The following is a 2,692-nucleotide window of genomic DNA, read 5'->3' as shown; positions in this document are numbered from 1 at the left end:
GACTATGAAACGCCCGAACAGCGAATCCGCGCCTGATCAGGACTGTCGCACTTGGTGGTTGAATTCACCTTGCGAACTCATTGACCTTCGCCCTCAGGCGGCGGCATTTCGGTGACTTGGTGAGAAATCATCTGCCAGCGGCCGTCCTGGAAGGACCAAACATGGATGAACCGTTCGTGGATCGTCGCGCCTGCCTCAGGAATGACCCAGACTCCGCTGATGCGACCAGTCTGGCCAAACTGTTTGACCTCAACGTCTTGGGCCGACACGGAAGGAAGCCAGTCTTGGTTGCCCTTAAGCCAAGCCACGCGGGTCGGCTTGTCCTGCACCTTTCCCGTAGGGCCGATGAACAAGTGGTCCTCAGCAAGAAGGGATGCAGCTTTGGCCGTATCCCCAGACCGCGACGCCGAAAAGTAGGCGTCGGACGCCGCAGTCAATGATGGGTAAGTCTTGGGCTCAACGGGCGTCGAAGTACAGGCAGTAAGGATGAAGGCCGTGCATAGCAGCGCCACAGACTGGATGCGCATAGAACTCTCCCTAGCAACCTAACGCCTGAATTAAGCCGCGCCGCGAAGCGGCGTCGGCTTGAATGAATTGTTAGGCGCACACTGCGGAAGGCGCAATGCCTCTGGTACCTGCGCCATAAGCATACGGAGCTTTGACAGCGACACCGGCCGCTGCCCATTGCGCTGCATCGCGCCGGCAGCAGACCAGACCAGAGCGCCGGGCCCGTTATAGACCTCCGAGGCCTCGCCCTGCTTGGAGAGGTGCAGAACGATCAGGTGGTTTGGCTGTTCGCGAAGCGCCACGGAGCCACGCTGCGTGGCTTTAATCTCTACCAGCGCGCCAGAAGGCGCGTGTGCATCATGGCCCCGAGCCGAATGTGGAAGCAGTTCCAAGCCGTAGCGATGCGCAGCGATAACCTCACCAATGCTTCCGACCAAGTGGCCGTCCGGAGTAAACCGCCGACTTGGGAAAAGTGCCTCTAGCTGCGCAACAAGTGCGTACAGCTCACCTACTAAGCTAGGTACCTTTTCTACGGGGTGTAGAGGATCTGCCATGTGCGCCTAACGCCTAAGTTAAGCCGAGACGCGTAGTGGAGCAAAGCACATGGCAAGCTGTACCTGCCATGTGCTTTGCGTAACGAAGCGGCTTCGGCTTGAACGCATTGTTAGGCCTCAGCTCCGCTGGTGAAACGAAGACCTAGCCAGACCGCAGCAATGCCCACGAGGACGCTGCCAAGAATGTACAGCAGAGCAAGGCTGATTTCTCCGCGCCGCAGGAGGGTGAGCGACTCCAGCCCGAACGCTGAGAAGGTAGTGAAGCCACCGAGGATATCGGTGACCAGGAACAGGCGAACCGGCTCAGAGACGGATGTCTTGGAAAGAATGCCCACTAGCAGGCCGATCAGCAGACAGCCCAAACAATTGACAGCGAAAGTGGCCCACGGAAAGCGACCCGCCGGCGCAGCACCTAACCCGACGGCCACAGCGTAACGGGCCACCGAACCGATGAAGCCGCCGAGTCCTACCCACAAGTACGCGCTCATATGTGTTTGAGGCCTAACGCCTGAATTAAGCCGCGCCGCGAAGCGGCGTCGGCTTGAATGAATTGTTAGGCCGCACCTGCGCCCCGGAACTTGGCTAGCGCCGCTACCCCCAGCGCCCAGAGCAAAGTAGAGCATGCGCCGGCGAAGACCGCCACGCTAAGTGCGAGCCACACGGCGCCACGCCCGCCGCTGAAGTTAAGCTGCGGGTTGCCCGCAAGGGCGACTGATGCGGGAAGCCAGAGCACGGCCCCAACCAGCGAGACGAGGGAGGCGGCGCGTAGCGCAGAGCCCCGCACGCTAAGTACAAGTGCCGAACCCGCCAGGGCACAGAACCCTAAAGCGACCAAGACATTGCCGAGTGGAAGGCCACCAGGCAGAGGTGCCTCGAGGTAGGGCGCGCCACGGATGAGCGACCGCACGAGCCAGGCGACGAACGCCACAAGCACCGAAACGATCACGCTCTTCTTGATCATGCTTGCGACGGCACCCGAGTGCGGCCTAACGCCTGAATTAAGCCGACCCGCGAAGCGGGTTCGGCTTGAATGAATTGTTAGACATTAGCCGACTACGCCGCCGGCTAGACCTCCAATGATTGCCACAACGGCAGGATGCTGTAGGAGCTGGCCAATCAATGACTTGGCCTCTGCTTTTTCCTGCGGAGGAACGTTGGAGGAATCAATCATCTTAACTAGTGAATCAAACGAGTTAACGATGTTTTGAGTGTTGTAGTCACCAATCTGGACCGACTGTGCGCCACTAATGGTGATGTTGTGGCTAGGCCGCGGGGCCGTAGACTCGCCGCCCTTCCGAAACTTCACTTGGTAGTGGGCGCCGATCCGGCCGACGCCTTGATTGAAGAAAGTGGCTTCGGTAACAACCGAGCGCTCATCTTTTCCATTTGGAAGGCGGCGCAGAACCGTGTCCCCGGTTTCTACATCAGCCATTGGATCGGCGATGACAATCGTGCTGCCCGCAAACCTTGCCTTGTACGGACCGATGACCTGGCCATCGCGCTTTTCAACGCGGGCTTCCTCGTTTGGATTTAGCATACTCACGACGAACTCCCCCTAATGTCTAACGCCTGAATTAAGCCGAACCGCGAAGCGGTTTCGGCTTGAATGAATTGTTAGGCGCGCTACTTGA

General features: G+C 59.0%; 4 protein-coding genes. All 4 read right to left on the bottom strand.

Annotation, left to right across the window (positions count from 1 at the left end; genetic code table 11):
- Positions 1-77 precede the first annotated feature (77 nt).
- The 4 genes from ACW5E8_RS14720 to ACW5E8_RS14705 all read right to left on the bottom strand — a co-directional run bounded on the left by ACW5E8_RS14720 (position 78) and on the right by ACW5E8_RS14705 (position 2,604).
- A complete protein-coding gene (locus ACW5E8_RS14720) occupies positions 78-527 on the bottom strand; it encodes a nuclear transport factor 2 family protein (protein WP_456966290.1) in 450 nt (149 codons plus the stop codon).
- Positions 528-557: 30 nt separating this feature from the next.
- Positions 558-1,061 (bottom strand): DUF6998 domain-containing protein, encoded by a 504-nt coding sequence (locus tag ACW5E8_RS14715; RefSeq protein WP_456966289.1) that lies wholly within the window; start codon positions 1,059-1,061, stop codon positions 558-560.
- A 110-nt stretch (positions 1,062-1,171) separates the two neighbouring features.
- The gene (crcB, locus tag ACW5E8_RS14710; RefSeq protein ID WP_456966288.1) at positions 1,172-1,549 is read right to left on the bottom strand and encodes a fluoride efflux transporter CrcB; all 378 of its coding nucleotides are present in this window, start codon (positions 1,547-1,549) and stop codon (positions 1,172-1,174) included.
- Positions 1,550-2,106: 557 nt separating this feature from the next.
- Positions 2,107-2,604: a hypothetical protein gene (locus ACW5E8_RS14705; RefSeq protein WP_456966287.1), complete on the bottom strand. Its 498-nt coding sequence runs from the start codon at positions 2,602-2,604 to the stop codon at positions 2,107-2,109.
- Positions 2,605-2,692: the final 88 nt, after the last annotated feature.

The sequence above is a fragment of the Luteimonas sp. A649 genome (genome assembly GCF_054072735.1).
The sequence above is the reverse complement of the archived record's forward strand: the minus strand, read 5'-3'. Positions and strand labels throughout refer to the sequence as shown.

What these genes read in the sequence shown, in the direction of transcription:
- ACW5E8_RS14720 (WP_456966290.1), bottom strand. Translation starts at nt 527, where the DNA reads ATGCGCATCCAGTCTGTGGCGCTGCTATGCACGGCCTTCATCCTTACT.
- ACW5E8_RS14715 (WP_456966289.1), bottom strand. Translation starts at nt 1,061, where the DNA reads ATGGCAGATCCTCTACACCCCGTAGAAAAGGTACCTAGCTTAGTAGGT.
- crcB (WP_456966288.1), bottom strand. Translation starts at nt 1,549, where the DNA reads ATGAGCGCGTACTTGTGGGTAGGACTCGGCGGCTTCATCGGTTCGGTG.